Source organism: Mesorhizobium sp. M7A.F.Ca.AU.002.02.1.1 (assembly GCF_003998535.1).
In the GTDB taxonomy this organism is placed as follows: Bacteria; Pseudomonadota; Alphaproteobacteria; order Rhizobiales; family Rhizobiaceae; genus Mesorhizobium; species Mesorhizobium ciceri.
Genome location: NZ_RZPB01000853.1, coordinates 1 through 2,382, shown reverse-complemented (window position 1 = coordinate 2,382; position 2,382 = coordinate 1). Strand labels below are relative to the sequence as shown.

At 62.6% G+C, this 2,382-nt stretch carries 4 protein-coding genes; 2 read left to right on the top strand and 2 right to left on the bottom strand.

Annotation, left to right across the window (positions count from 1 at the left end; translation table 11 throughout):
* A partial coding sequence (locus EN879_RS32325; protein WP_206519386.1) for a YbjN domain-containing protein occupies positions 1 to 308 on the bottom strand: 308 nt, incomplete at its 3' end.
* Positions 309 to 652: 344 nt separating this feature from the next.
* The gene (locus EN879_RS32320) at positions 653 to 955 is read right to left on the bottom strand and encodes an accessory factor UbiK family protein (RefSeq protein ID WP_063168840.1); all 303 of its coding nucleotides are present in this window, start codon (positions 953 to 955) and stop codon (positions 653 to 655) included.
* Positions 956 to 1,124: 169 nt separating this feature from the next.
* Between EN879_RS32320 and lgt the strand changes: the two genes are divergently transcribed.
* Positions 1,125 to 1,979: a prolipoprotein diacylglyceryl transferase gene (gene lgt, locus EN879_RS32315; protein ID WP_027162149.1), complete on the top strand. Its 855-nt coding sequence runs from the start codon at positions 1,125 to 1,127 to the stop codon at positions 1,977 to 1,979.
* A partial coding sequence (locus EN879_RS32310) for an SAM-dependent methyltransferase (protein WP_206521046.1) occupies positions 1,976 to 2,382 on the top strand: 407 nt, incomplete at its 3' end. The genes lgt and EN879_RS32310, both read left to right, overlap by 4 nt.

Genomic DNA, 2,382 nt, shown 5'->3' with positions numbered 1-2,382 from the left:
GCGCCCTCCTGCTCCCAGAGGTCGAAATGGCCAAACAGCATCTGCTCGTTGATCAGCGACAAGAGCCGCATCACTTCCAGCGTGCGGGTCTCCGGCACCTTGATATCGAAGGCGCAGGCCAGGTGCAGCGCCTCGAAATCCTCCATCCACGAAAAGGAGACGTGATAGTCGGTCCAGCTTCCGGCAACCGAGATCGAAATCTCGTCGTCGCCGGCCCGCTCGAAAGACCAGTCGTTGTTGTGGGCCACCTGCTCGATAACATCCACCGGATGGATTTCGCGGGAGAATTCGAGTTCGAGAAGTTCCATGGAATGCTTCCTGTCGTTCTGTACGAGCGCCGCCACACGCTCCGCGGGAGGGCACACACAACGAACAATCTTGTCTAGAACTCGGACGGCCAGGACTTTCCTCGCGCAAAGACGACTTCTCGACGCAAAGACCCCAGACCGGACCCCACCGCCCGGTCGCATGATCCTGCTCCGAATCATGCAACAAATTCAGTCTATTGATCGGGAGTCGCGTGAACAGCCCAATTTTTCGCACTGCGTCATTCGCATGTGGAAAGCCGCTGTCACAAAGATTCATGCAATGCCGTTAAGCGATTCACGGCAAAGCGCTTTTCAGGATCGGGCTATGTGGAAAAGTTTAACGATTATTTTTTTGTGCGCGGCTTGGCGGCCGTCGCTGATGTGGCGTCGCCGGCCAGTTCTGCAAGCTTCGCCTCGAGCGCCTCGATGCGGGCGGCAAGGCGGGTGTTTTCTTCCCGCGCCTTGGCGGCCATCTCGCGCGCGGCTTCGAACTCTTCGCGCTGCACCACGTCCATCGTGTTGAGAATGCGCTCGGCCTGCCCCTTGAAGGCGGTCTCCACCTCACGGCGCACGCCCTGGGCGGCGCCGGCGGCGTCGGTCATCAGCTTGGCGAATTCATCGAGAATGCGGTTCGGTCCGGTCGACATGGCAAATCCTCGCGCTTGCACAAAATTGACGTAGTGGCGCCGCGCGTCGAATGCAAGCTTGTTGCACCTTGCTGCGGCATCAAGTCGAGTGCGCCCACCTTGCCTTGACCCTGCCAAAACCCTGCCGCATGGTCCGCGCCGAAACACGTTCGCAATCGAGAGTTCCCCGTTGAACGAATATTTCCTGCTGCCGCTGGCCTCCCTGCCCTTCCCCAACATCAACCCGATCCTCATCCAGATCGGGCCGCTGGCGGTGCACTGGTATGGCGTCGGCTATATCGTCGGCATCCTGTTCGCCTGGTGGTATGCCAAGCGGCTCGCCGCCAATGCCAGGCTGTGGCCGAACGGCGTCCTGCCGATGAAGCCGGAGGATCTCGACGATTTCATCGTCTGGGCGGCCATCGGCGTCGTGCTCGGAGGCCGCACCGGCTATGTGCTCTTCTATGATCTGGCGCGCTACATCGCGCACCCGCTCGATATCTTCGCCGTGTGGCAGGGCGGCATGTCGTTCCATGGCGGCCTGCTCGGCGTCATCCTCGCCATGACGCTGTTTTCCATCAAGCGCGGCATCCGCACCTGGTCGCTGTTCGATGTCGTGGCGGCCGGCGTGCCGGTCGGCCTTGGCCTGGTGCGCGTCGCCAACTTCATCAATTCCGAGCTGTGGGGCCGGCCAACCGACGTGCCCTGGGCGTTCGAATTCCCCAATGGCGGGCCGTTTGCCCGTCATCCGAGCCAGCTTTACGAGGCGCTTCTGGAGGGCGTGGTGCTGTTCCTCGTGCTGCGCATCCTCACCCATTCGCGCCTTAAGCTGAAGACGCCGCGCTTCGTCGGCGGCGCCTTCATCTGCGGCTACGGCCTGTCGCGTATCTTCGTCGAGTTCTTCCGCGAACCCGACCAGCAGCTCGGCTATCTCCTCGGCACCAACTGGTTGACCATGGGCATGATCCTGTCGTCGCCGATGGTGTTGGCCGGCATCTGGGCGATGCTGACCGCCAAGCCGGTGGCACAGCCGCAGCCGGCATGACACGGCTGAAGACCCGCATCGTCGACCTGATCGAGGCCCTGGGGCCGCTTCCCGTCAACGAGTACATGGCGCTGTGCCTGTTCGACCCGGCGGACGGCTACTACACGACGCGCGAGCCCTTTGGTGCGGGCGGCGACTTCATCACCGCGCCGGAAATCAGCCAGATGTTCGGCGAACTGGTCGCCGTGTGGCTTTATCAAGCCTGGCTGGCGGGCGGCCGGTCGCGGTCGGCCACCATCGCCGAGATCGGACCCGGCCGCGGCACGCTGATGAAGGACATGCTGCGCACGCTGTCGCGGCTCGATCCTGACCGGGCCAACGGCGCCACCTTCGCCATGATCGAGACAAGCCCGCGCCTGACCGAGGTGCAAAAAAAGACGCTTGGCGTCACACCCTTCGCGGT